The 20934-nt window shown below is 63.5% G+C and carries 22 protein-coding genes and 2 pseudogenes; 7 read left to right on the top strand and 17 right to left on the bottom strand.

Annotated features, from left to right (window positions below; translation table 11 throughout):
- Positions 1 to 35: 35 nt before the first annotated feature.
- Both pheT and pheS read right to left on the bottom strand, forming a co-directional pair.
- Positions 36 to 2612, bottom strand: coding sequence for a phenylalanine--tRNA ligase subunit beta (gene pheT / locus C501_RS0110550; protein ID WP_018135594.1), 2577 nt, complete (start codon positions 2610 to 2612; stop codon positions 36 to 38).
- Positions 2612 to 3673, bottom strand: a complete 1062-nt coding sequence (gene pheS / locus C501_RS0110545; RefSeq protein WP_018135593.1) for a phenylalanine--tRNA ligase subunit alpha — start codon at positions 3671 to 3673, stop codon at positions 2612 to 2614. The genes pheT and pheS overlap by 1 nt, the downstream gene beginning before the upstream one ends.
- 178 nt (positions 3674 to 3851) lie before the next feature.
- On the opposite strand from pheS, the gene C501_RS0110540 reads away from it, so the two are divergent.
- Positions 3852 to 4496, top strand: a complete 645-nt coding sequence (locus C501_RS0110540) for an SIMPL domain-containing protein (protein WP_026174832.1) — start codon at positions 3852 to 3854, stop codon at positions 4494 to 4496.
- A gap of 27 nt (positions 4497 to 4523) precedes the next feature.
- Here the strand turns inward: C501_RS0110540 and C501_RS14885 are convergent, their stop codons facing one another.
- Both C501_RS14885 and C501_RS13275 read right to left on the bottom strand, forming a co-directional pair.
- Positions 4524 to 4823 carry an AMP-binding enzyme gene (locus C501_RS14885; protein WP_342662539.1) on the bottom strand — a complete coding sequence of 100 codons (300 nt, stop codon included), beginning with the start codon at positions 4821 to 4823 and terminating at the stop codon, positions 4524 to 4526.
- 171 nt (positions 4824 to 4994) lie between these two features.
- A pseudogene (locus C501_RS13275) lies at positions 4995 to 6051 on the bottom strand (AMP-binding protein); the annotation flags it as partial.
- Between the two features lie 116 nt (positions 6052 to 6167).
- On the opposite strand from C501_RS13275, the gene C501_RS13270 reads away from it, so the two are divergent.
- Together C501_RS13270 and C501_RS0110525 are read left to right on the top strand one after the other, a co-directional pair.
- The gene (locus C501_RS13270) at positions 6168 to 7313 is read left to right on the top strand and encodes an Rv2578c family radical SAM protein (protein WP_051064528.1); all 1146 of its coding nucleotides are present in this window, start codon (positions 6168 to 6170) and stop codon (positions 7311 to 7313) included.
- 61 nt (positions 7314 to 7374) lie between these two features.
- Complete coding sequence (locus C501_RS0110525) at positions 7375 to 7752, top strand: VOC family protein (RefSeq protein WP_043568871.1); 378 nt, start codon at positions 7375 to 7377, stop codon at positions 7750 to 7752.
- 74 nt (positions 7753 to 7826) lie between these two features.
- Here the strand turns inward: C501_RS0110525 and C501_RS14330 are convergent.
- Positions 7827 to 8257, bottom strand: a pseudogene (locus C501_RS14330) ((deoxy)nucleoside triphosphate pyrophosphohydrolase).
- Between the two features lie 54 nt (positions 8258 to 8311).
- On the opposite strand from C501_RS14330, the gene C501_RS13265 reads away from it, so the two are divergent.
- Positions 8312 to 9523, top strand: coding sequence for an MFS transporter (locus C501_RS13265; RefSeq protein WP_043568932.1), 1212 nt, complete (start codon positions 8312 to 8314; stop codon positions 9521 to 9523).
- Between the two features lie 113 nt (positions 9524 to 9636).
- On the top strand, positions 9637 to 9906 hold the full coding sequence (locus C501_RS0110515; RefSeq protein WP_018135588.1) for a GlsB/YeaQ/YmgE family stress response membrane protein: 270 nt from the start codon (positions 9637 to 9639) through the stop codon (positions 9904 to 9906).
- Between the two features lie 42 nt (positions 9907 to 9948).
- On the opposite strand, the gene C501_RS0110510 is transcribed toward C501_RS0110515, so the two are convergent.
- From C501_RS0110510 to infC, 4 genes are all read right to left on the bottom strand, one after another.
- Positions 9949 to 10866 carry a TrmH family RNA methyltransferase gene (locus C501_RS0110510; RefSeq protein ID WP_156807745.1) on the bottom strand — a complete coding sequence of 306 codons (918 nt, stop codon included), beginning with the start codon at positions 10864 to 10866 and terminating at the stop codon, positions 9949 to 9951.
- Between the two features lie 234 nt (positions 10867 to 11100).
- Complete coding sequence (rplT, locus tag C501_RS0110505) at positions 11101 to 11478, bottom strand: 50S ribosomal protein L20 (RefSeq protein WP_026174831.1); 378 nt, start codon at positions 11476 to 11478, stop codon at positions 11101 to 11103.
- Between the two features lie 127 nt (positions 11479 to 11605).
- Positions 11606 to 11800: a 50S ribosomal protein L35 gene (rpmI, locus tag C501_RS0110500; RefSeq protein ID WP_018135585.1), complete on the bottom strand. Its 195-nt coding sequence runs from the start codon at positions 11798 to 11800 to the stop codon at positions 11606 to 11608.
- A gap of 108 nt (positions 11801 to 11908) precedes the next feature.
- The gene (gene infC, locus C501_RS0110495; RefSeq protein ID WP_018135584.1) at positions 11909 to 12901 is read right to left on the bottom strand and encodes a translation initiation factor IF-3; all 993 of its coding nucleotides are present in this window, start codon (positions 12899 to 12901) and stop codon (positions 11909 to 11911) included.
- A gap of 392 nt (positions 12902 to 13293) precedes the next feature.
- Between infC and C501_RS0110490 the strand changes: the two genes are divergently transcribed.
- Positions 13294 to 13674 carry a DUF1844 domain-containing protein gene (locus tag C501_RS0110490; protein WP_018135583.1) on the top strand — a complete coding sequence of 127 codons (381 nt, stop codon included), beginning with the start codon at positions 13294 to 13296 and terminating at the stop codon, positions 13672 to 13674.
- Here the strand turns inward: C501_RS0110490 and C501_RS0110485 are convergent.
- From C501_RS0110485 to C501_RS0110445, 8 genes are all read right to left on the bottom strand, one after another.
- On the bottom strand, positions 13655 to 14965 hold the full coding sequence (locus tag C501_RS0110485; protein ID WP_018135582.1) for an MFS transporter: 1311 nt from the start codon (positions 14963 to 14965) through the stop codon (positions 13655 to 13657). The genes C501_RS0110490 and C501_RS0110485 overlap by 20 nt on opposite strands.
- 95 nt (positions 14966 to 15060) lie before the next feature.
- A complete protein-coding gene (locus tag C501_RS0110480; RefSeq protein ID WP_026174829.1) occupies positions 15061 to 16005 on the bottom strand; it encodes an SseB family protein in 945 nt (314 codons plus the stop codon).
- Entirely contained in the window at positions 16002 to 16736 is a 735-nt protein-coding gene (gene priA, locus C501_RS0110475; RefSeq protein WP_018135580.1) for a bifunctional 1-(5-phosphoribosyl)-5-((5-phosphoribosylamino)methylideneamino)imidazole-4-carboxamide isomerase/phosphoribosylanthranilate isomerase PriA, read from the bottom strand. The genes C501_RS0110480 and priA overlap by 4 nt, the downstream gene beginning before the upstream one ends.
- A 63-nt stretch (positions 16737 to 16799) precedes the next feature.
- Positions 16800 to 16952 (bottom strand): hypothetical protein, encoded by a 153-nt coding sequence (locus tag C501_RS14440; RefSeq protein WP_018135579.1) that lies wholly within the window; start codon positions 16950 to 16952, stop codon positions 16800 to 16802.
- The gene (hisH, locus tag C501_RS0110465; RefSeq protein WP_018135578.1) at positions 16949 to 17632 is read right to left on the bottom strand and encodes an imidazole glycerol phosphate synthase subunit HisH; all 684 of its coding nucleotides are present in this window, start codon (positions 17630 to 17632) and stop codon (positions 16949 to 16951) included. Before hisH ends, C501_RS14440 begins: the two co-directional genes overlap by 4 nt.
- Positions 17629 to 18231, bottom strand: a complete 603-nt coding sequence (hisB, locus tag C501_RS0110460; RefSeq protein WP_018135577.1) for an imidazoleglycerol-phosphate dehydratase HisB — start codon at positions 18229 to 18231, stop codon at positions 17629 to 17631. The genes hisH and hisB overlap by 4 nt, the downstream gene beginning before the upstream one ends.
- 80 nt (positions 18232 to 18311) lie before the next feature.
- Positions 18312 to 19436, bottom strand: coding sequence for a histidinol-phosphate transaminase (locus tag C501_RS0110450; RefSeq protein WP_018135575.1), 1125 nt, complete (start codon positions 19434 to 19436; stop codon positions 18312 to 18314).
- An 83-nt stretch (positions 19437 to 19519) separates the two neighbouring features.
- Complete coding sequence (locus C501_RS0110445; protein ID WP_245532466.1) at positions 19520 to 19894, bottom strand: LysM peptidoglycan-binding domain-containing protein; 375 nt, start codon at positions 19892 to 19894, stop codon at positions 19520 to 19522.
- 286 nt (positions 19895 to 20180) lie between these two features.
- Between C501_RS0110445 and lexA the strand changes: the two genes are divergently transcribed.
- Entirely contained in the window at positions 20181 to 20927 is a 747-nt protein-coding gene (gene lexA, locus C501_RS0110440; RefSeq protein WP_018135573.1) for a transcriptional repressor LexA, read from the top strand.
- Positions 20928 to 20934 lie beyond the last annotated feature (7 nt).

The following is a 20934-nucleotide window of genomic DNA, read 5'->3' as shown; positions in this document are numbered from 1 at the left end:
CACGGACGGCATCAAAAACCGTTGGCGAGCAGACTTCAGCGCAGCTCGGCGCCGAATGCTTCCGCCGCGGCGGCGACCGCGGCCTGCCGGGCCGCAGAGGCTTCATCCGCCGTCAGCGTCCGATCCGGCGCCCGGAAGCGCAGGCCGAAAGCAAGCGATTTGCGCCCCTCCGGCACCCCCTGGCCCCGGTAGTCGTCGAACAGTTCGATGTGTTCCAGCAGTTCACCGGCGCCGCCGCGCAGCGTCTCCAGCACCTGCACCGCGGGCAGCTCCTGCGGAACCAGCAACGCGACATCCTGGGTGGCTGCCGGATACGTGGAGAGTGGCTTCGCCACGATGACTTCCGGCGCCGCCTCGATCAGGGCACTGACATCCAGCTCGAGTGCCGCGGTACGAGCCGGCAGATCGGATTCGGCGAGCAGCTTGGGATGCAGCTCCCCCGCATAGCCCACCGGTGCGCCACTGCGCAGGCTCAGCTGCGCAGCGCGACCCGGGTGGAAAGCATGATGCTGGGCCTGGTTGACCACGAGTTCGACGCCCAACAGCGCGGCTGCGAGCCGCGCGACGTCGAGCGCATCGGCATAATCCCAGGCCCGGGGAGCGTGCCCCGGCGCAGGCCTGGATTCCTGGCCGGCCAGCACAGCACCCAAGCGCAGGGGCTGATCCGGAATCCCGGCGTCAAGGCCATTCAGTACATCATCAGCCGGGCGCTCACCCAGCGGCGGAATGCTCGAAGACCCCACGGCCTGCCCGGGCAAGAACACCGAGCCGATCTCGAAGATCGCCAGATCCTTCAGGCCCCGGGAGACATTGCGCTTGGCCGTCTCCAGAAGACCGGGGAGCATCGAGATCCGCAGAAAGGAGAACTCCTCGCTGATCGGATTCGCCAGCTTCACCATCGGTGCATCTGGTGCTGCTGAGTCTGCTGAACCGGCCGTGCCGAAGCGCTGATTAGCAGCGCGGGAGACGAAGGGGTAGGCGATCACCTCGGTCAGCCCCGCATCGGCAAGCCCCTGGTAGAGCCTGCGCCGCAGCTGCTGGGGCCGGCTCAGCCCACGGCCCGGCGGGGCCACTGGCAGAGTCGCGGGAATCTTGTCGTAACCGATGAGCCGGATGATCTCTTCAGCGAGATCGTCCTTGGTCGCCAGGTCCTGCCGCCACGATGGCACGTTGACCAGGTAGTCGCCCTGCCCATCCGGCCCGGTAACCTCAGCTCCGAGATCCCGGAGGCTGGTCTCGATCTGCTCAGCGGTGAAATCGACGCCGATCCGTTGGGCCGGGTAGTCCATCGGCAGCACGATCCGCTGCGTCTCCGGCTCCTGGCCGATATCGGTGACTCGCTGCTCCGCCTCACCCCCGGCCAGCTCGACGAGCAGATCAGCGGCCCGCTGCGCAGCGATATCGGCGATCCGCCAATCCACTCCGCGCTCGAAACGCTTCGCCGCCTCCGACGATAGTTTGTGCCGACGGCGAGTACGCGCCACGGAGACTTCTTCGAAGTGCGCGGCTTCGATAAGCACGTCCTTGCTCTGCTCGGAGATCTCCGTGCTGGCCCCACCCATGACCCCGGCCAGACCTATGGGCCCGGAGTCATCGGCGATCAGCAGATCTTCGGAGTCAAGCGCGCGATCCTTGCCATCCAGGGTGGTCAGCCGCTCACCGGAGCGTGCACGACGCACCACGATCGGCCCGGAAAGCGTCCCGAGGTCGTAGAAGTGCATCGGCTGGCCGAGCTCGAGCATGACGTAATTGGAGATATCCACGGCGAGCGAGATCGGCCGGATTCCGGCGAGCCGCAATCTACGAGCCAACCAGTCCGGAGTCGGCCGCTGCGGGTCGATCCCCCGCACGATCCGGGCGACGAACCGATCCGCACCGGCCCGGCCGTGAATCGGAGCGTCATCGTCGATGCTCACAGGATGCCCCTCGCCAGTGCTGGGAGCCGGCTGCGGCAGCGTCGCCGGGTCCGTGAACTGATCGAGCGTGCCGGTGGCATGGGCGTACTCGCGGGCGATGCCGCGCATCGAGAACTGATAGCCGCGATCCGGGGTGGGGCTCACCTCAGCGGCTTCCTCATCGAGCCCCAGCAGCTCATAGGCGCTCGTCCCGGGCTCCGCATCCAGGCCCAGATCCGCAAGCACGAGGATGCCATCGTGCTCTTGGCCGATGCCCAGCTCCCGAGCCGAGGCGATCATGCCGGCAGAGACATGCCCATAGGTTTTGCGCGGAGTGATCCGGAACTCTCCGGGCAGCACAGCGCCCGGCAGGGTGACGATGACCTTATCGCCTTCCTGCAAGTTATGCGCACCGCAGACGATGCCCTGGACGCCGTCCGGGGAAATCCCTTCGCCGGCGAGGACTTCCCCGCCCCACTGCGGCCCCTGCCCTTCGGGGGCTACCCGCACCTGGCACCAGTTGATGGTCTTGCCGTTCTTCTGCGGCTCCTCGACCTTCGAGAGCACCTGGCCGACGACGACCGGCCCGGAAACCTCGGAACGGTGTGCCGCCTCTTCTTCGATACCCACTCGGACGAGATCCGCCATCAGATCCTCCGCAGAGGCTTCCGCAGGCAGTGCGGTGTAATCACGCAGCCATGAAAGAGGTATACGCATCAGATGTCCATCCCGAAGTGCTCGCTGAACCGAATATCGCCTTCAATCATGTCCCGCATATCCGGTACTTCATTGCGGAACATCAGAGTCCGCTCAACGCCCATGCCGAAGGCGAACCCGGAATACTTCTCCGGATCGATGCCCGCGGCGCGCAGCACGTTGGCGTTCACCATGCCGCAGCCACCCCATTCGATCCAAGCGGGGCCACCCTTTGCCCCCGGATGCCAGATATCCATTTCCGCGCTGGGCTCGGTGAACGGAAAGTAGTGCGGCCGCAGCCGGATCTGCGCCTCGGCGCCGAACATCTGCCGGGCGAAGTGCTCTAAGGTGCCGCGCAGGTCCGCCATCGTCAGGCCGACGTCAACGGCTAAGCCTTCGAACTGATGAAATACCGGGGTGTGCGTGGCATCCAGCTCGTCGGTGCGGAAGGTCTTGCCCGGGCAGAGCACATAGAGCGGCAGCTCGCGATCCAACATGGAGCGGATCTGCACCGGGGAGGTGTGCGTGCGCAGCACCAGATGCGATTTCGGCGGCTCCACGAAGAAAGTGTCCTGCAGTTCCCGAGCCGGGTGATCCGGCTGGAAATTGAGCGCATCGAAATTGAACCATTCCGATTCCAGTTCAGGGCCCTCGGCGATCTCCCAGCCCATGCCAACGAAGATGTCCTCCACTCGTTCCTGCAGCAGCGACAACGGCTGCCGGGCACCTGCTTTCCGGCGTTTCGGAGCCGCAGTGACGTCGACGGTCTCCTCGCGCAGCATCCGCTCCGCCGCCTCCGCCTCGAGCACGGCTTCCCGCTCCGCGAGCGCCTGGTTGACCCGCCCTCTGGCCGCGCCCATGAGCTTACCGGCAGCGGCCTTGCGCTCATTGGGCAGGTCTTTGATCGCCCGGTTGGCCTGGCTGAGCGGGGATTTCTCACCGCTGTGCCCCAGCCTCGCGGCTTTGAGCTCGGGAAGGTCCCGGGCCGCGGCGATCGCCTCGAGGGCACGGTCGACGGCAGCTTCCAGGGCGGTTTCGTCGTCTGGAGCCGGCGGCGCGCTGATAGCGGATTCTTCGGTCATGAAGCACCTTAGTCATTGCAGAACAGTTCTGGCAGAACATCACGGTCCCGGACAGGCCGTGATGTTCTGCCAGTCTATTCAATAGCGGCAGCGGAACCGTAACCGGACGCAGGATCGTGACGGGGGTATCGTGAAAAGCAGCGAACCCTTCAGAACCGCAGCGGCGGAAGGAACCAGGATGACAGCGCAGGATCAGCAGGGAGCACAAACCGTCACGGTCACCGGGCGCGGCTCGGCCGCCGCAGCGCCGGACGAGCTGACCGTCAATATCAGCATCGAGGTCAACCGCCCTGCCTTGACCACCGCCTATCAGGATGCGTCCCGGTCCATGCATTCGGTGCAGCAGGCCTTAAGGGACACCGCTCCTGCGGCCAACAGCAGTACGAGCGGGCTGAGCCTACGCTCCGAGACGGTATGGCAAGAAGGCCGAGGATCCACGGTGACCGGGTATTCCTGCAGCAGCACGCTCACCGTGCGCATGCCTTTCCAGGACGACGCCCAGCAGGCCATCGCGGCGATCGTCGCGGCGGGCGGGGACGATGTCCGGGTGCACGGACTCACCCCGGATATTGCGGACCGGAGCGAAGTCGCAGAGCGGGCGCGCAAGGCTGCTTGGGATGATGCAGCGCGGCAGGCCGGGCATTTCGCAGAGCTCGCGGGCCTCCAACTGGGTTCGGTGCTGCGGATCGCCGAAGGCCAGGATGCGCTCCCGCCGGCCCCGGCACTGCGTCAGGTCGCTTATGCGCCAGAGTCGGTGATGCCGCTAGAGGCCGGGGAGAACATTGTCTCCGCGAGTGTCACGGTCACCTGGCAACTGCGCTGAAGGCGCCCCCGTCCGGCAGCGTCCTACTCAGAGTTCGATCTCGCGCTTGAGGATCTTCCCGGTGGGGCCCTTCGGCAACGCGGGCACGATGCGTAGTTCGCGCGGATATTTATAGGCTGCCAGCCGTTCTTTGGCGAACTCCTGGATCTGCTCCAACAGCCCGTCCTGCGATTCTGCGCCTTCGGCGAGCGCGATGACCGCGACGACTTCCTCGCCGTATTCCGTGTCCGGTTTGCCCAGGACCGCGACCTCGACAACAGCCGGGTGCTCGTAGAGCACTTCCTCGACTTCGCGCGGGTAGACGTTGTACCCGCCCCGCAGAATCATGTCCTTCTTCCGATCCACGATGAAGAAAACGCCGTCCTCGTCCTGCCGTGCCAGGTCTCCTGTCGCGAACCAGCCATCCTGGATCGCCGCGGCCGTGGCCTCAGGGTTCCGCCAATACCCCTTCATCACCTGGGGGCCGCGGACCAGCAGCTCCCCCACCTCGCCGCGAGGCAGTTCAGCGCCATCCAGGTCCGTGACCCGCAGCTCGGCGTCGCGCACGGGCGTGCCGATCGACCCCGGTTTCCGAATACCGTCCTGCTGATTGAAGGTGACGACGGGAGAGGTTTCGGAGAGGCCGTAGCCTTCGAGGAGCGTCAGATCAAAGGTGGATTCGACGCCGCGCAGCACCTCCAGCGGCAGTGATGCCCCGCCGGAAACCGCGACTCGCAGTGTAGAAACATCGTGCTGCTCAGGGTCGAAAGCTCGTAGTAGCCCGATGTACATCGTGGGCACGCCCTGGAAGATCGTGGCTTGGTCCCGCTGAATGATTCGCAGGGCCTGCTCCGGATCGAACCGCGGCAGCAGGGTGACCGTGGCGCCGGAGAGGATCGCGGCATTGAGCGCGCAGGTCTGGCCGAAGATATGGAAGAACGGCAGGCCGCCGAAGATGACGTCGCCTTCGCCGAGGTCGAAGAGGCCCTGGGTGATCTGCGCGTTGATGCAAGAGGTTGGCGTGGGTCAGCTCGGCGCCTTTGGGGCGGCCCGTGGTGCCCGAGGTGTAGAGGATCACGGCGGTCTGCTGCGCCGTGACGAATGCGATATCGACCTCGGGCTCCGTGGCCTGAAGCAGGCCCAGGAAGTCCGCATCGATGGACAGCACCGGGACATCGACCTCCGCCGCGGCGGGAGCTGCCTCTGCGAGCACGCCCTCCCACACCACGACCAGGCTGGCTTCGGAATCCTTCAGGTGGTACTCGATCTCGCGGGATTTCAGCAGCGGGTTGAGCGGTACGACCACCGAGCCGTGGCGAAGCGCCCCGTAGTAGGCCACCGGCATCTGCGGCAGATTGGGGCTGATCAGCAGAATCCGCTCGCCCGCGGCGATGCCCCGATCCCGGAGCAACCCAGCAAAGCGTGCGCTGAGCTGATCTAGTGCGGCATAGCTGAGCTCAGTCTCATCGAGCTTCAGGGCAAGAGCTTCTGGCGAGTGTGCGGCGCTCTCGGTGAGGATGGCTGCAAGGTTCACCGATGGCGCCTCGCCGGGTTCGCTGACTGATGCAGAGGTCATCAAGACCGCCTTTCGCGTGACTCACATCACAATACCAGCCAGGAGCTCGACCCCAGGCCCGCCGGACGCGGCCCTCGCCCTTGACCTTGATTCGAATATATGTTCGAATACGAAATATGCGATGGGCAGCACAACAAGAGGCTCTTCTCGAACAGGAGCCCGCTGATGAAAAGACCTCAGCGGCAGAATCCGCGAAGGCTCAACAGGGTGTTCTATTACCCCTACAAGGCTTCCTGCGCACCGTGCGCAGGCCCGAATTCGCCGGCATAACGTTCCACGAGGTCGCGGCGAAAAGTGTACTCAACCCGGTGCAGGGCTCTTCGAACATGCCGTTCCGCTGGACCATCAATCCTTATCGCGGCTGCTCCCACGCCTGCGTCTACTGCTTTGCCCGGAAAACGCACACCTACCTGGATTTCGACCCCGGCCTGGATTTCGACTCGCAAGTCGTGGTCAAAGTCAATACCATCGAAGTCCTCAGAGCAGAACTGGCCCGCCCCCGCTGGCAGCGGGAACCGGTGGCCCTGGGCACCAATACTGATCCTTATCAGCGAGCAGAGGGCCGCTATCAGTTGATGCCTGGCATCATCGGCGCACTGGCCGACTCCGGGACCCCGCTGTCGATTCTGACCAAAGGGACTCTGTTAGGCCGTGACATTCCGGAGCTGGCGTCCGCAGCCCGCAGCGTACCCATCGGTATGGCGATCTCGCTGGCACTCACGGATGAAGCGCTGGCACAGGTCATCGAGCCCGGCACGCCTGCGCCCAAAGCCCGCTTAGCGCTTATCTCGCGGTTACGCGAAGCAGGGCTCCCCTGCGGGGTGATGGCGATGCCGATCCTGCCCTGGCTGACCGATACCGATGAAGCACTGGACTCGCTTTTCGCGGCTCTGGCTGCGGCCGGCGCCACCGGAGTCACGGCGGGCGCACTCCACCTCCGGTCCGGCACGCGGGACTGGTTCATGTCCTGGTTGGCGCAGCACCATCCCGCACTCGTGGGCAAGTACCGGCGGCTATACGGCAGCGGCTCCTACGCACCCGCGGAATACCGGAAGTGGCTGGCTCGTCGAGTAGCAGCGGCTAAAGCCGCACACGGCTTCGGCGCAGCAGGAGCGGCCATGCACAGACTCGAGCAGAACGCTCCTGATGACTTCCATCCCGACGCGCGCCAGGAAGAAGCCAACTACCCTCAGGGCAGCCTGCCGCTGCTAGCGGAGAAGCAGCCCCTCCCCCGACCCGCAGCAGCGTCGACCCTGTTCTGAGACTTCAAGAAAACGTCAGAATGTAGTGGCTAGTCCGCCCGCACGAGCTAGGCTCGTTCATATGAGCCATGTGCTCTTCGAACAAATCGCCCCGGTATTTCCCGTGAACGACTTGAACAGGTCGATCCGGCACTACTCTGCGCTCGGTTTCGAGGTGAAACGCTATCAAGGCGATGAAGAAAACGCCTTCGCCAAGCTGGGTGAGATCCGTCTGCACCTCTGGCATGTACCGGTCGTCGATCCGGAGCACAACTTCTCCTCGGCATTCATCGAAGTCGATAACGCGGACTTGCTCGCCGAGCAGTGGCATCGGGTTTCTGGCGCTGCAGAGTCGCACTGCCCCACGAGCACGCCGATCGACACCGATTACGGGCTCCGCGAAGGCGCCCACGTGGACCCGGACGGCAATCTGCTGCGTTTCGCACATAAGCTCCGCTGAACAACGTTCCGTCTCTCCGCTGAGCGGTCGGAGACGGCGATTTAGAACCGCTCAAAGCCGCCGTAGCCGATCGCTCAGCGGGGGTGGGAGACGCGCAGTAGCTCCGTGACGATCGGCAGATCCGCGGGGATCCACGGCAGCTCCAGAACGCCCTCCGAGGCCCCGCGGAGCCGAGACGCATCCAGCGCAGTTCATCGTGATCCTGAAGCGGTTCCGGCGCCCCTTTCAGAATCTGGGCGAACCAGACCCGCATCCTGGCCTCACCGGCAAGCGGCCAGCCGACAGCCTCCGGCGCAAGAAGCTCAGGGCCGAGCACGGCCTCCACGCCCAGCTCCTCCCTGAGTTCCCGCAGCAATGCTGCCTCAGGAGCTTCAGCGGGCTCCACCTTCCCTCCAGGGAACTCCCAGAGCCCGGCCAGGGACTCGGGAGCGCTGCGCCGCGCGGCGAGCAGCCGGGTGGGGTGAATCAGAGAGTCGACCAAGGCCGCACCGACGATAAGAGCCATCCTCCTACCGTACCGACTGTGCTTGATCCGGGTGCAGGTGGTGGAATAGGAGTCATGTCCCAGACCCTCTCTTCCCGGCGACTCGCTGCAGCCATCGTCGCCCTGGCTCTCGGCGGATTCGGCATCGGCACCGTGGAGTTCGCGATGATGGGGCTCCTGCCAGATGTCGCTGCTGGAGTTGACGTCACCATCCCCGAAGCCGGGCACCTGATTTCGGCCTACGCCCTCGGCGTCGTCGTCGGAGCACCGATCCTCACCGCCTTGGCCGCGAAGCTGCCGCGTAAACGTGTTGTTCTGGCCCTGATGCTGTTCTTCGGCCTCGCGAATCTCTCCTCATTCCTGGCCCCGGACTATTTCTCCCTGCTGATCACCCGATTCTTCTCCGGGCTGCCGCACGGGGCCTACTTCGGCGTTGCCGCGGTTCTCGCCGCCTCGATCGTGCCGCCGACCAAACGCGGCCGTGCCATTGCGATGGTCATGCTGGGCCTCTCCGTGGCTAATGTGATCGGGGTGCCCCTGGCCACCTTCCTCGGCCAGCAGTTCGGCTGGCGGACCCTCTTCATCCTGGTGGGGGCGATCAACTTCGCCACGGTGCTGGCCATCTGGGCTTTCGTACCGGCCCAGCCGGCCCCGGAGGGGGCGACTATCCGCGGCGAGCTCTCGGCTCTGCGCCGCCTGCAGGTCTGGCTCACCCTGCTCATCGGAATCGTCGGCTTCGGCGGATTCTTCGCGGTCTACACCTACATCTCTCCCACGATGACGCAGGTCACCGGTCTCGCCGAGTCCTGGCTTCCGCTGGTGGTCGGCCTCTACGGCGTCGGCATGGTGCTGGGAAACATCCTCGGCGGCAAGTTGGCTGATCGGTCAGTGCTCGGCAGCATCTACTGGGTGATGGCGCTCATCGTCGTGGTCTTGCTGCTTTTCGCTCTCGGCGTGGGGCAGATCTGGACGGCGCTGCCACTGGTGCTGGCCGTCGGAGCCTCCGGATCGATGCTCGTCCCCGCATTGCAGACCAGATTGCTCGACGTAGCCCCCGCGGGTTCTCTGGCATCTTCGATGAATCATTCCGCGCTCAACATCGCCAATGCACTCGGAGCCTTCCTCGGCGGTCTAGTGATCGCCTGGGGCTGGGGCTTCGTCGCACCGGCCCTGGTCGGCGCCTGCCTCGCCCTGCTTGGCCTGGGCATCGCCTTGTTCAGCGGACGGCAGGAGCGCCGTTCGACATCACCTGCTCGCTCGGCCAGTTCCTCTATAGATCACAGTTAGATAAAGTCACAGCTAAATCATCGATTTCCCCCACATAAGGGGCCATGCGGCGTAATGTACCGAGTACAGGATCGGCTGATTTCCGAATCGGTCGAGAACCACAAGGAGGAAACATGGGTTTCATCGGTTGGATTATCCTCGGCCTCATCGTCGGGGTCATCGTCAAAGCCATCATGCCGGGTAAAGTTCAGGGCGGCTGGATCACCAGCTTGGTCCTCGGTGTCGTCGGAGCCATCGTCGGCGGATGGATCGGGAACCTGATCTTCGGCTCCGGCCGGATGGAGTTCTTCAATATCGGATCCTGGATCCTGGCCATTGTCGGAGGCCTCGTCGTAGCGGGTATCTGGGGAGCCACCAAAGGCCGGAATAAGGCCAGCGCCTAAGGGCGAACCGAGTTCAGAATCTTCGAAGCGCCACTTATCAGCTCAGCTGGTGAGTGGCTCTTCGCCTGTTCGGTCGACTGGTTGCTGCGCCCGGGCGCTCGCATAGAGGCAGACGGTCGCCGCAGTGCCGACGTTGAGGCTTTCCGCGGCACCGTAGATCGGTACGGCAACCCGGGAATCGGCCAGGTCGAGTTCGGCAGTGCAGAGGCCTTGGGCTTCATTGCCGAAAAGCCAGGTGGTAGCCAGCTCGAGCCGAGCCGGCGAGGCATCTAAGGCGCTCCACGGTTCGCCTGCGGCGGCCAGCCGGCGGATCGCTGCCTGGTCTTGGAGTTCATCGAGATTCTCCGCACCGTAGCCGTCGGCGGCCAGCACGGTGATTCCGCGGCTCTGGCATAGCCCGGCCAGCTCGTCCAGGTCAGCATTCAGCACCACTGGAACGTGGAACAAGGAGCCTGCGGTGCTCCGGACGGTTTTCGGATTGTACGCATCGACGCTGCCAGAAGTGAAGACCACCGCGTCCGCGCCTGCGGCGTCGGCGGCCCGGAGGATGGTCCCGGCATTCCCCGGGTCCTGCACCCGGCACAGCACGGCGAGCAGACGAGGACTATCGGCGAACACAGCTTCAAGGGGCACGTCCAGGAAACGGCAGACAGCAACCACGCCCTGCGGTGTGACGGTATCGGCCAGAGCTGCGAGCACGGCGTCGTCGGCCAGGTGGACCAGGGCGCCAGAAGCAGCCGAAAGCTCGGCGATCTCCGGGAACCGTTCGAGGCAGTCGGCGCTGGCATAGACCTCGCGCAGCAGAGCAGGTTTCCCAGCACTGCGAGCATCATGGTGCGCTTTGAGCACCTCCCGAACCGCTTGCGGGCCTTCCACCAGGAACTCTTCCCTGCGGCTCCTGACGCTGCGCTTCGCCAGCTTGGCGAGATCCCGCACCCGGTCTGAACGGGGGTTGCTCATCACGCGCTCAGACTGCCCCGGGGAACTGTATGCTGTCATAGGTGCGCTGCCCCCTTTCTGATCCGGGCTCTTCTCCCTCAAGCATATTGGTGTGCTGGATGCATCATCTGCATCAAGATAGGCTTCAGGCCCGGCCCAAGCTCCGAAAAGCTTGGGCCGGGCCTGAAATCTGTCGGCAATCGTAGTCTTCCGATGAATGGGTCAGCTCAGTGCTGCCATTCATGCGGGACTAATTCAGCTAGCCGCCTTGACGTCAGCAGGAAGCGCTTCTTTAGCCAGCTTCACCAGACCGGCGAAAGCTGCGGCATCATTCACTGCGAGCTCTGCGAGCATACGGCGATCGACTTCGATCGAAGCTGCCTTCAGCCCCTGAATCAGCCGGTTGTAGGTCAGGCCGTTAGCGCGGGAAGCAGCGTTGATCCGCTGGATCCAGAGCCGGCGGAAATCGCCTTTGCGCTTGCGCCGGTCGTTGTAGCTGTACACGAACGAGTGCAGCAGCTGCTCTTTGGCCTTGCGGTACAGCCTTGAGCGCTGGCCGCGGTATCCGCTGGCCCGCTCGAGGATAACCCGGCGCTTCTTATGGGCGTTGACCGCCCGCTTCACACGTGCCACGTGCGTACTCCTTAGTTCTCAATCTTCCGCTGGTACCAGACCAGGACCGGAAAGCTTTATTCAGAGCCGGCTAAACACCGGCTGGAGGAAAAGATTCGAATTCAGTCGACTGCTGAAGGGCAGAGCCTCAGAGGCCGAGCATCCGCTTCAGGGTCTTGGTGTCTGCGGGGGCCACGATCTTGTCCGCTGCAAGGCGACGGGTCAAGGTCGACGGCTTGTGCTCTAAGTAGTGGCGGCGGTTAGCCTGCTGACGCTTCAGCTTGCCGGTACCGGTTACTTTGAAGCGCTTCTTAGCGCCGCTATGGGTCTTCATCTTCGGCATGAGCCGATCTCCTTACTCTGTCCGCCAACACCTGACGGTACTCGGGGAGCTGTCCTGACGAACAGCCGGGGTCATCCTGGCGACTGGAATCAGAGATTCTCGTCAGCCTTATTTCTGTGAGCTTTTGCTCCCACCCGGTTTAGGGGCGGGCTTGGTAGCGGGTTTAGCCGCAGCCGGTTTCGCGGCGGGTTTCGCCGCCGCCTTAGCAGCTGCTGGCTTCGCCGCCGCCTTAGCAGCTGCTGGCTTCGCCGCCGCCTTAGCAGCTGCTGGTTTGGCGGCTGGCTTCGCCGCCGGTTTCGCGGCGGGTTTAGCCGCCGCGGGCTTGGCTGCGGCCGGTTTCGCCGACGCCGCTTTCATCGGCTCGCTCTCCGTTGTCTCTTCAGCTTTTTCAGCTTCTTCGATCACAGCGGTGGCAGTCTCAGCCTCGGTTACTGCTTCAGCCGTTTCAGCGGTCGCAATAGCCTGTGCGGCTTCTTCCTGCTGCTTTTCTTGAGGTTCTTGAGCTTCTTTCAACGCCTCCGGCATAGCGTCGGCCAGGCTCTGAGTCATCGGGGCTGCACCCTTGTCGACATCAACTTTTTCCTTGGCCTTAGCTTTCTGCGCGGCGCGCCGAGCCTCGGCTTTGGCTTCGGCCTTGTTTTTCAACGGGCCGACCACCATCACCATATTTCGGCCGTCGATCCTCGGGGCCGATTCCACAGCACCCACCGAAGCGACGTCCTCAGCGAAACGCTGGAGCAACCGGATGCCCATTTCAGGGCGCTGCTGCTCACGCCCACGGAACTGGATCATGGCCTTGACCTTGTCTCCAGCCCCCAGGAAGCGCAGTGCGTGCCCGGTCTTCGTCTCGTAATCATGCGTGTCGATTTTCAGGCGGAACCGGATTTCCTTCAGAACGGTGTTCGTCTGGTTCTTCCGGGCTTCACGGGCTTTGACCGCCGCCTCGTATTTGTACTTGCCGAAATCCATAAGCTTGGCCACCGGCGGCTTAGTCGTCGGTGCAACCTCAACCAAGTCCAGATCCGATTCCGCGGCCAAGCGCAGTGCATCCTCGATGCGGACAATGCCGACCTGCTCGCCGGCGGGACCGACTAAGCGCACTTCAGGGACGCGAATACGGTCATTGATTCGTGGCTCGCTAATGTGTGACTCCTGTAGGTTCTTACTGTTCAAGGACACCGGCAAAAAGAGAAGGCCCCCGATTACCGGTGCAATCGAAGGCCTCAAGATTCGGGGAACTGAGTTGGACTCGATTCCACCGACCTGTAACCAGGCAACTCCGTTCCGATGAGTCTGAGCTGATCGATTGAACGGGTCGACAGGTGGGAGAGAACTCCGCTTGCAAGCTGGATATCCCAGCCGTCATGCTGTTCTCAACATGAAAGGCTGCCAGGATATTCCAGCCGGTCACGTATAAGTCTAACAGAAAGAGCGTCTGCCGCGGGCACTGGCGCAGGGCCGCTACCCGCAGCTAGCTTGTATACACTGTGAGCATGAGCGATTCAGCCCCTACTTCTTCTGATTCACTGGATGACACCGGCACCAACTCCGGGGCATTACGGGATATCGCCGAGGTGCCTGCGGTCGAGGTGATCACCACCGCGGCCGTTCACTTGATGAGCGCGGCCGCAGTGAAAGTCGGTTTGTCCGAGGGGCCGGATGCTGAGAGTTTGAAAGATCTCGATGAAGCCCGCAAGCTGATCACCGCCCTGGCCGGGTTCGTCACCGCAGCCGCGCCGGAGATCGGCAGTCAGCACGCCGCACCGTTACGCGACGGGCTGCGTTCCCTGCAACTCGCCTTCCGGGAAGCCTCGGTACTGCCCGATGCTCCGGGTCAGGGCCCCGGCGAGAAATTCACCGGAGCGGTCGGCTGAGGTTCCGCACCGCGTCGCTACGCTGAGCAGACTTTCGATGCCGCAGTAGCGTGACCAGGACTCCTATGAGGGCGATCATCAGGCCGATTCCGGCGATCGCGAGGAAACCGACCCAGGATGCTGTCGCGTCCATTACGGCGCCGGTCAGTGGAGCGCCCAGAGCAGCACCTAAGGTCAGTGCTGAGCCGTACCAGCCCATCGCCTCACCCCGGCGATGCTCCGGTACCAAATCTGCCAGCCGCTCCGATGACGCCGCGAGTACCGGGGCCACGAGCAGACCCGCTGGCATCGCCAAAAGAACTAGGCTCAACGTGTCCGTAGCGAGCGCCAGCGGAAAAGTGAGCAGAGCCATGCCCAAGAGTAGCGAAAGAGGGTTGATCCGCCGCTGCATGGCACCGTAGATCAGGCCGCCGATAATAGAGGCAAGACCCCATGCGGCGAAGACGATGCCGATATCGCCTTGCCGGTCATAACTCCGTACCGTCGCGACCATCGCGATATCGGTACCAATGAGCATGAGTCCGGCACCCGTAGCCGTTGCGAGAACCACGGCTACATCCATGGTGAACCAGCTGAGATTCCCGCGCAATCGGCGGCCCCAGCCGCGCAGTCGACTCTGCGCGGAAAGCGAGCTTCCGGGTGTGACGACGACCGGCAGAGTTTCCTCCGTGGCGATGATCTCTTCTTTTTCAGGCTGGTACGTGCCCGGCGCACCAGAGTGGGTCGGCGGGTTGAACCAGTAGAGGAAGGCACCCGCGGCCGATGAGGCGACACCGACGACGATCAGAGCCAAATGGCTGTTGACCGTGGCCAGGATGACGCCGAGGGCGGGGCCGATGATGAAGGTCAGTTCCGAGCTGATCGAATCCAGGGTGTACGCGGTGCGGCGCTGCTGCTGCGAGACCATCACCGCCAGGGCCTTCCGGACCACGGTGAATACCGGGACGGCCAGTGCGCCGCCGATGAAAGCAGCTACGAGCAGCAGAAAGTAGGGCAGGAAGCCAGCGGTCGACCAGATCACGACTTCGGCGATGATCGACGGGATCAGAGTGCGTCGCAGTCCCTTGCGGTCCAGAATCCGTCCGCGCCACGGCGCCCCCATGCTGATACCCAGGGTCACCGCGGCGGTGACCCCGCCCGCAGCGGTGTAGTCGAGGCCCAGCGAGTTGACCACGTGAAGGGTCAGGATCAGGCCGGCAGCAGCATGCGGCACTCGGGCCAGTATCGCTACCAGGAGAAGACGACGCACAGATTTCTGGCTGAGCAGCTGCTGATAGTGCCCGAAGTTCATTGCATGTCCGCCTTTCCTGACGCGGCCTGATTCACGCAGGCATTCTTACTCTCTTGCTGCTGTTTTCGCCCAGGCCGCTCACCAGGCTTACCGGATCAGTGCCTTGCCGAGCCGGCTCCCTGCACACTGATCTGCACCGAGTCCACGCGTTGAGCGAAAAGCTCGTCAGCTCCGAGTAGCGCCTCGGCCCGGGCGATGCTCTGGTCCAGCTCAGCCTGGTTCAGCCCTGGGCGGAGGAGGAGAACGATGCGCAGCTCCGGCCCGGCACCGCCACCCGGTATCAGCTGACCGCCGGCTCCAACGCTCCGGATACCCGGGGCAGCCATGATATCGATCCCTCTCAGGTTCCCCTCGCCCAGCTTAGCCCCCGCCGTCAAGCCCTCGATCAGAAGCGACCGAATACGGGCGTGCACCTCGGCATCCTGATAGCTGGGCGCCCAAAGACGCTGCTGCGCTATCGCCCAGAGAGCCGGCCTGCGAACCACGAAGGTCTGCTCCGCCGCTGGATCGACCACCATCAACTGGGCCTTCTCCGAAACTGCGGAAAGCGCAGCGCGCGGCGCGGAGACCGGAACGGGCCTGGCCTGCGGATGCCAGTGCCTGAGCTTTTCCGGGTCGCTGAAAACGGGCAGTGCCTGGCGGCCGTCCGGGGCGCTGAGCATCACCAAGACCATATCCGACTCTTTGTCCCCGCTGAGCCCGTTGCGCCCGGCCTCCCCTGTGCCTCCAGGGTGCTCGCTGTGCTCGGCCAATTCCGCCACGATGGGAACGAATACTCGACAAGCCGCCAGCGCCGCGACGACTTCAGCTTCCGAGCCGGTCCCCGCGACAAGCGCATCAAGAGCATCGTGATAATCGGCTGCGGCAGTGCCATCGTCTCCTTTGTAACGGTGATAAGGCGCAGTTGCTTCACTCAGGTCACGGCCCGCCCACGGCTGCCCTGCGGAGTCTGCAAGGTTCTCGGTGCCTTGAGCTGTCAGCGCGGCCACGATGTGCGCCGGTAAAGGCCTACTGCCCGGTGACTGGCTCTTCCCGGTCACCGGCAGCCCGCGACATCGAGGGCTTCGGGCAGCGTGAAGGCACCGGAATACAGTGCCTTGCCGACAATCGCCCCCTCCAGTCCCAGCGGGACGAGGTCGCGCAGAGCCCGCAGGTCATCCAGCGTGGCGATCCCTCCGGATGCGACGACGGGCTTCCCGGTGCGTTCCAGGACTTCCCGCAGTAGCTCGAGGTTGGGCCCGCGCAATGTTCCGTCCTTAGTCACATCGGTTACCACGTAGCGGGTGCATCCGGCGTCTTCCAGACGGGCCAAGACTTCCCAGAGATCGCCGCCCTCCTTGGTCCAGCCCCGCGCCGCGAGAGTCGTACCGCGCACATCGAGCCCCACTGCAATCCGGTCCCCGAAGCGTTCGATCACCGTTGCGGTCCATTCCGGGTCTTCCAGCGCCGCGGTACCCAGATTCACCCGGGTAGCCCCTAGTTCCAGAGCAGCGATGAGAGAGGCGTCATCGCGGATACCGCCGGAAAGCTCGACTTTGACCTCGAGTTCAGCGATCACTTCGGCCAGGAGCGGCAGATTGGTGCCCCTGCCGAAAGCCGCATCGAGATCCACCAGGTGAATCCATTCAGCGCCTGCATCCTGCCAGGCCAAGGCCGCCGCCAGAGGCGCCCCGTAATGGCTCTCGCTGCCGGCCTCGCCCTGGACTAAGCGCACAGCCTGGCCGTCGGCAACGTCGACAGCGGGTAGCAGTTCGAGGATGGCTTCGCTCATGTTCTTTCTCCAGTTCGCATCAGTGCTTCGGACTTCACTTCTCGTGTCTCAGAACAGATTTTCTCAAGACAGGTTCACCAGGTACGCGGCGGCAAAGGACATGATCGCGAGCACGCCGAAACTCACCGGGATCCAGCGCTTGGTCTTCTGCTGCCAGAAGGAGATCGCACCGCCGACCAGCAGGCCGGCGAGTCCCATCAAGAGAAGTGAGTTCATCGGTGGTCTCCCATCTGAGCGGCTGCTCCGGTCTTTTTCTTATTGATCGAATCCACCCAGTTGCGCAATAGCCTGGCTCCTGCTGCACCGGACTTCTCCGGGTGGAACTGAGTGGCGCTGAGCGGGCCGTTCTCCACGGCTGCGATGAACCGGGCTCCGTGTTCGCTCCAGGTCACCTGGGGCGGTCTCATCTTGGGCTGGGCGACATCGAAATCCCAACTCTGGACGGCGTAGGAGTGGACGAAATAGAAACGTTCGTCATGCAGCCCTCGGAAGAGAACGCTGTCCGCCGAAGCGTCCACGGTGTTCCACCCCATATGCGGAACGGCTACGCTCTCCGCCGGAAGCGGCTCGACCACTCCGGGCCACTCCCCCATGCCTTCGGTTCGCTGCCCGTGTTCGACTCCCGCCTCGAAGAGCACCTGCAAGCCGACGCAGATGCCGAGAACCGGCCTGCCGCCTGCCACCCGGCGTCCGATCAGAGGCAATCCGCCCACCTCTCGGAGTTCTTCCATCACCGTGGCGAAGGCCCCGACGCCGGGTACGACCAAGCCATCTGCAGCGAAGGCCAGCTCCGCATCTGCGCTCAACGTGACGTGCGCACCGGCCTGCTCAAGGGCCCGCACCGCAGAGCGCACATTGCCTGAGCCGTAATCAAGAACCGTGACGGAGGGCTTCATAAAAGCCCTTTGGTGGAGGGGATTCCCGTGACCCTCGGATCTGGCTCTACGGCAGCGCGCAGCGCCCTGGCGAAGGCTTTGAACTGGGACTCCACGATGTGGTGCGGGTCCCGTCCGGCGAGAACCAGCATGTGCAGGCAGATCTGCGCATGCAGGGTGATGGCTTCGAAGACGTGTCGGGTGAGCGAGCCGGTGAAGTGGCCGCCAATCAAGTGGTATTCCTGCCCCGCCGGCTCACCGTCATGGACCAGGTACGGCCGGCCGGAGAGATCGACCACTGCTTGGCTCAGCGCTTCGTCGAGAGGCACCGTGGCTTCACCGAATCGCCGGATACCGGCTTTGTCCCCCAGCGCTAGGCGCAGCGCTTCGCCCAGGGTGATCGCAACGTCCTCTACCGTGTGATGCACATCGATATCGGTGTCCCCGCTGGCTCGGATGCGCAGGTCGATCAGAGAGTGCTTCGAGAAGGCTGTCAGCATGTGGTCGTAGAACGGCACCGTGGTGTCGATATCAGATTGACCGCTACCGTCCAGGTCGAGTTCCAGCGATACCGAAGACTCGGAGGTGCCTCGGTCCAGTCGCGCGGTGCGGTTACTCATGGTGATCCTTTTCTGGGCTCGGTTCGCAGATCTTCTTGGCTTCGGGGCTCTCCGGATGATGCAGCACAGAGATGACGGCGTCAGTCATGGTGCACAAGGGTCGGCTCAGCCTGCAGGATGCGTTCCATCGCGTCAAGAAAGGCAGTGGTCTCCTGCGGGGTTCCGGCCGTGACCCGCAGGGCGCCGGCGAACCCGACGTCCCGGATGAGCACACCGGCGTCTAGAAGCTCGCGCCAGAGCTGCTGTGGGTCGGTGACCCCCCGGAAGAAGACGAAGTTGGCGTCGGATTCTGCGGGCTTCAGGCCGAGCTGAGCCAGACGCTCGGCGATCCTGTCGCGCTGGGCTTTGATCTGCTCCACCTCCGCCTGCAGCGCTTCGGAGTGGTCTAAGGCCGCCAGTGCGGCAGCCTGTGTCAGCGCCGAAAGATGATACGGCAGACGAACCAGGCGCAGAGCATCGGTGACTTCCGGAGCCGCCGCCAGATAGCCGAGCCGGGCCCCGGCCAGCGCGAAGGCTTTGCTCATCGTACGGGAAACGACGAGCCGTTCCCTGCCAGGCAGCAAGGTGAGCGCGCTCGGCGTCCCCGGGCGGGCGAATTCGGCATAGGCTTCATCCACGATGACGATACTGCGGTACGGCTCGCTGGCCGTGTAGACGGCCTCGATCACCTCGAGGCTCAGGGCTGTGCCGGTGGGATTATTCGGAGAGCACAGGACGATGAGCTCAGGGGCCTGAGTTTTCACTTGCGCAGCCGCCGACTCTGCGGAGATCTGGAAGTCCTCATCCCGGAATCCGCTCAGGTACTCAGTATCCGTGGCACTCGCGAGCAGAGGGTACATGGAATAGGTGGGAGGGAAGCTGAGCAATGAACGACCAGGGCCGCCGAAGGCCTGCATCATCTGCTGGAGCACTTCGTTGGATCCATTGGCCGCCCAGATATTCTCTGCGGTCAGCTCGTGACCGAGGTACCGCGCAAGTGCTGTTCGCAGCTCAGTGAATTCACGGTCCGGGTATCTATTGAGCGTCTTGAGTTCCTGCTCGACCCGGCGGATCATGGCATGCCGTACGCTCTCGGGAATACCGTAGGTGTTCTCATTGACGTTGAGCAGCACCGGAGCCTGCAGCTGCGGCGCGCCATACGGCTCCAGTCCGCGCAGGTTATCCCTCAGGGGAAGCCGTTTCAGTCGCTCAGCGCGCGAGGCCACTGGAGCCTCCTGGAACGATCGATTACTCACCGATCCATTGTAGTCGAGCCAGCTCTGTGCAATGACGGCAACTGGCTACAGCCTCAGCGGCTCGGCAGGAGGATCGACTGCCCGGGCTGCAGTACCGCACTGCTCAGGCTATTGAGCTCGACGATTTCAGCAACGACATCACCGGCGTCCCGAGGCAGGGCAGCCTGACCCGCGAGCGACCAGAGGGAGTCCCCCGGCTGGACCGTGACGGCGACCGCCCCGGTTCCGAGGAGGGGCTCCGTGCCGGCTTTCAGCGGTGAGGTCAAGAAACCTATCGCCACGAGTAGTGCAGTGGCCACGAGAAGCATGGGCAGGGCGATCAGCACGAAGCGCCCGCGACGGGTCAGCTTGAGCCCTCCGCCCTGCGACACGTGAACATCTTCCATCGGGGCTGCCGATACTGCAGCATCAGAAACCAACACGTTCATTGCTTTACCTTTCCACGTGATTCGAATCTAGAAACCCAGTAATCGAACAAGAACCCCAGGTGTTCGAAACTATTTTCGAATCTCTCCCACTACTTTTTAGCACGAATGATCGAATCTTGACAAGAATCGCTAGAACATATGTTTGATATCTCAGACATTCCTTCTTATTCTGAGATGACAGAACAAGGCTTCAACGTCTGCAAGGAACACTCGATCATCGAGGACCGACAATTTGAGTGCGGGCGACGTCAAGGCGGGGACAGGACTAGGCGAAAGGGCTAGATCGATGGCAATCCAGGAGAGCTCACGGCGCCAGGCACCTCGAACAGCTGAGGGCGGATTCAAGGGACTGACCGTCCGGCAGAAGAAAATCCTCGAAGGCATCCAGCGCACGATCAACACGCGCGGATACCCGCCCTCGATGCGTGAGATCGGAGATCTCGTGGGACTCGCGAGCCTTTCCAGCGTCACGCATCAGCTCACCCAGCTGGAGAAGCTCGGCTATCTGCGCAGAGACCCCAAACGCCCCCGGGCCATGGAAGTGCTCATCCCGCTGACCCTTGGCGAAGAGAGCACCGTTGATATCGAAGGAGTGCCCGACGCCGCGAATCTGCGCAGCAGCAGTGGAATCGACGTAGCGCAGCTCGGCAGTGCCCAGGACACGGCGATGGTCCCCCTCGTGGGACGCATTGCTGCGGGCGGGCCGATCCTCGCAGATCAGGCGGTCGAGGATGTCATGCCCCTGCCCCGCCAGCTAGTAGGGCACGGAGAGCTGTTCATGCTCAAGATCGTCGGGGACTCGATGATCGACGCTGCCATCTGCGATGGCGACTGGGTTGTGGTGCGCCGGCAGAACGACGCTGTGAACGGCGATATCGTAGCGGCGCTCCTCGACGATGAAGCGACGGTCAAGACCTTCCGGCAGCGCGACGGACACACCTGGCTGCTTCCGCAGAACACGCAGTACGAGCCGATCCTGGGCGACCACGCAACCATCATGGGCAAAGTGGTCACCGTCCTACGCTCCATCTGACCCCCTC

This window comes from Acaricomes phytoseiuli DSM 14247, assembly GCF_000376245.1.
GTDB lineage: Bacteria > Actinomycetota > Actinomycetes > Actinomycetales > Micrococcaceae > Renibacterium > Renibacterium phytoseiuli.
The sequence above is the reverse complement of the archived record's forward strand: the minus strand, read 5'-3'. Positions and strand labels throughout refer to the sequence as shown.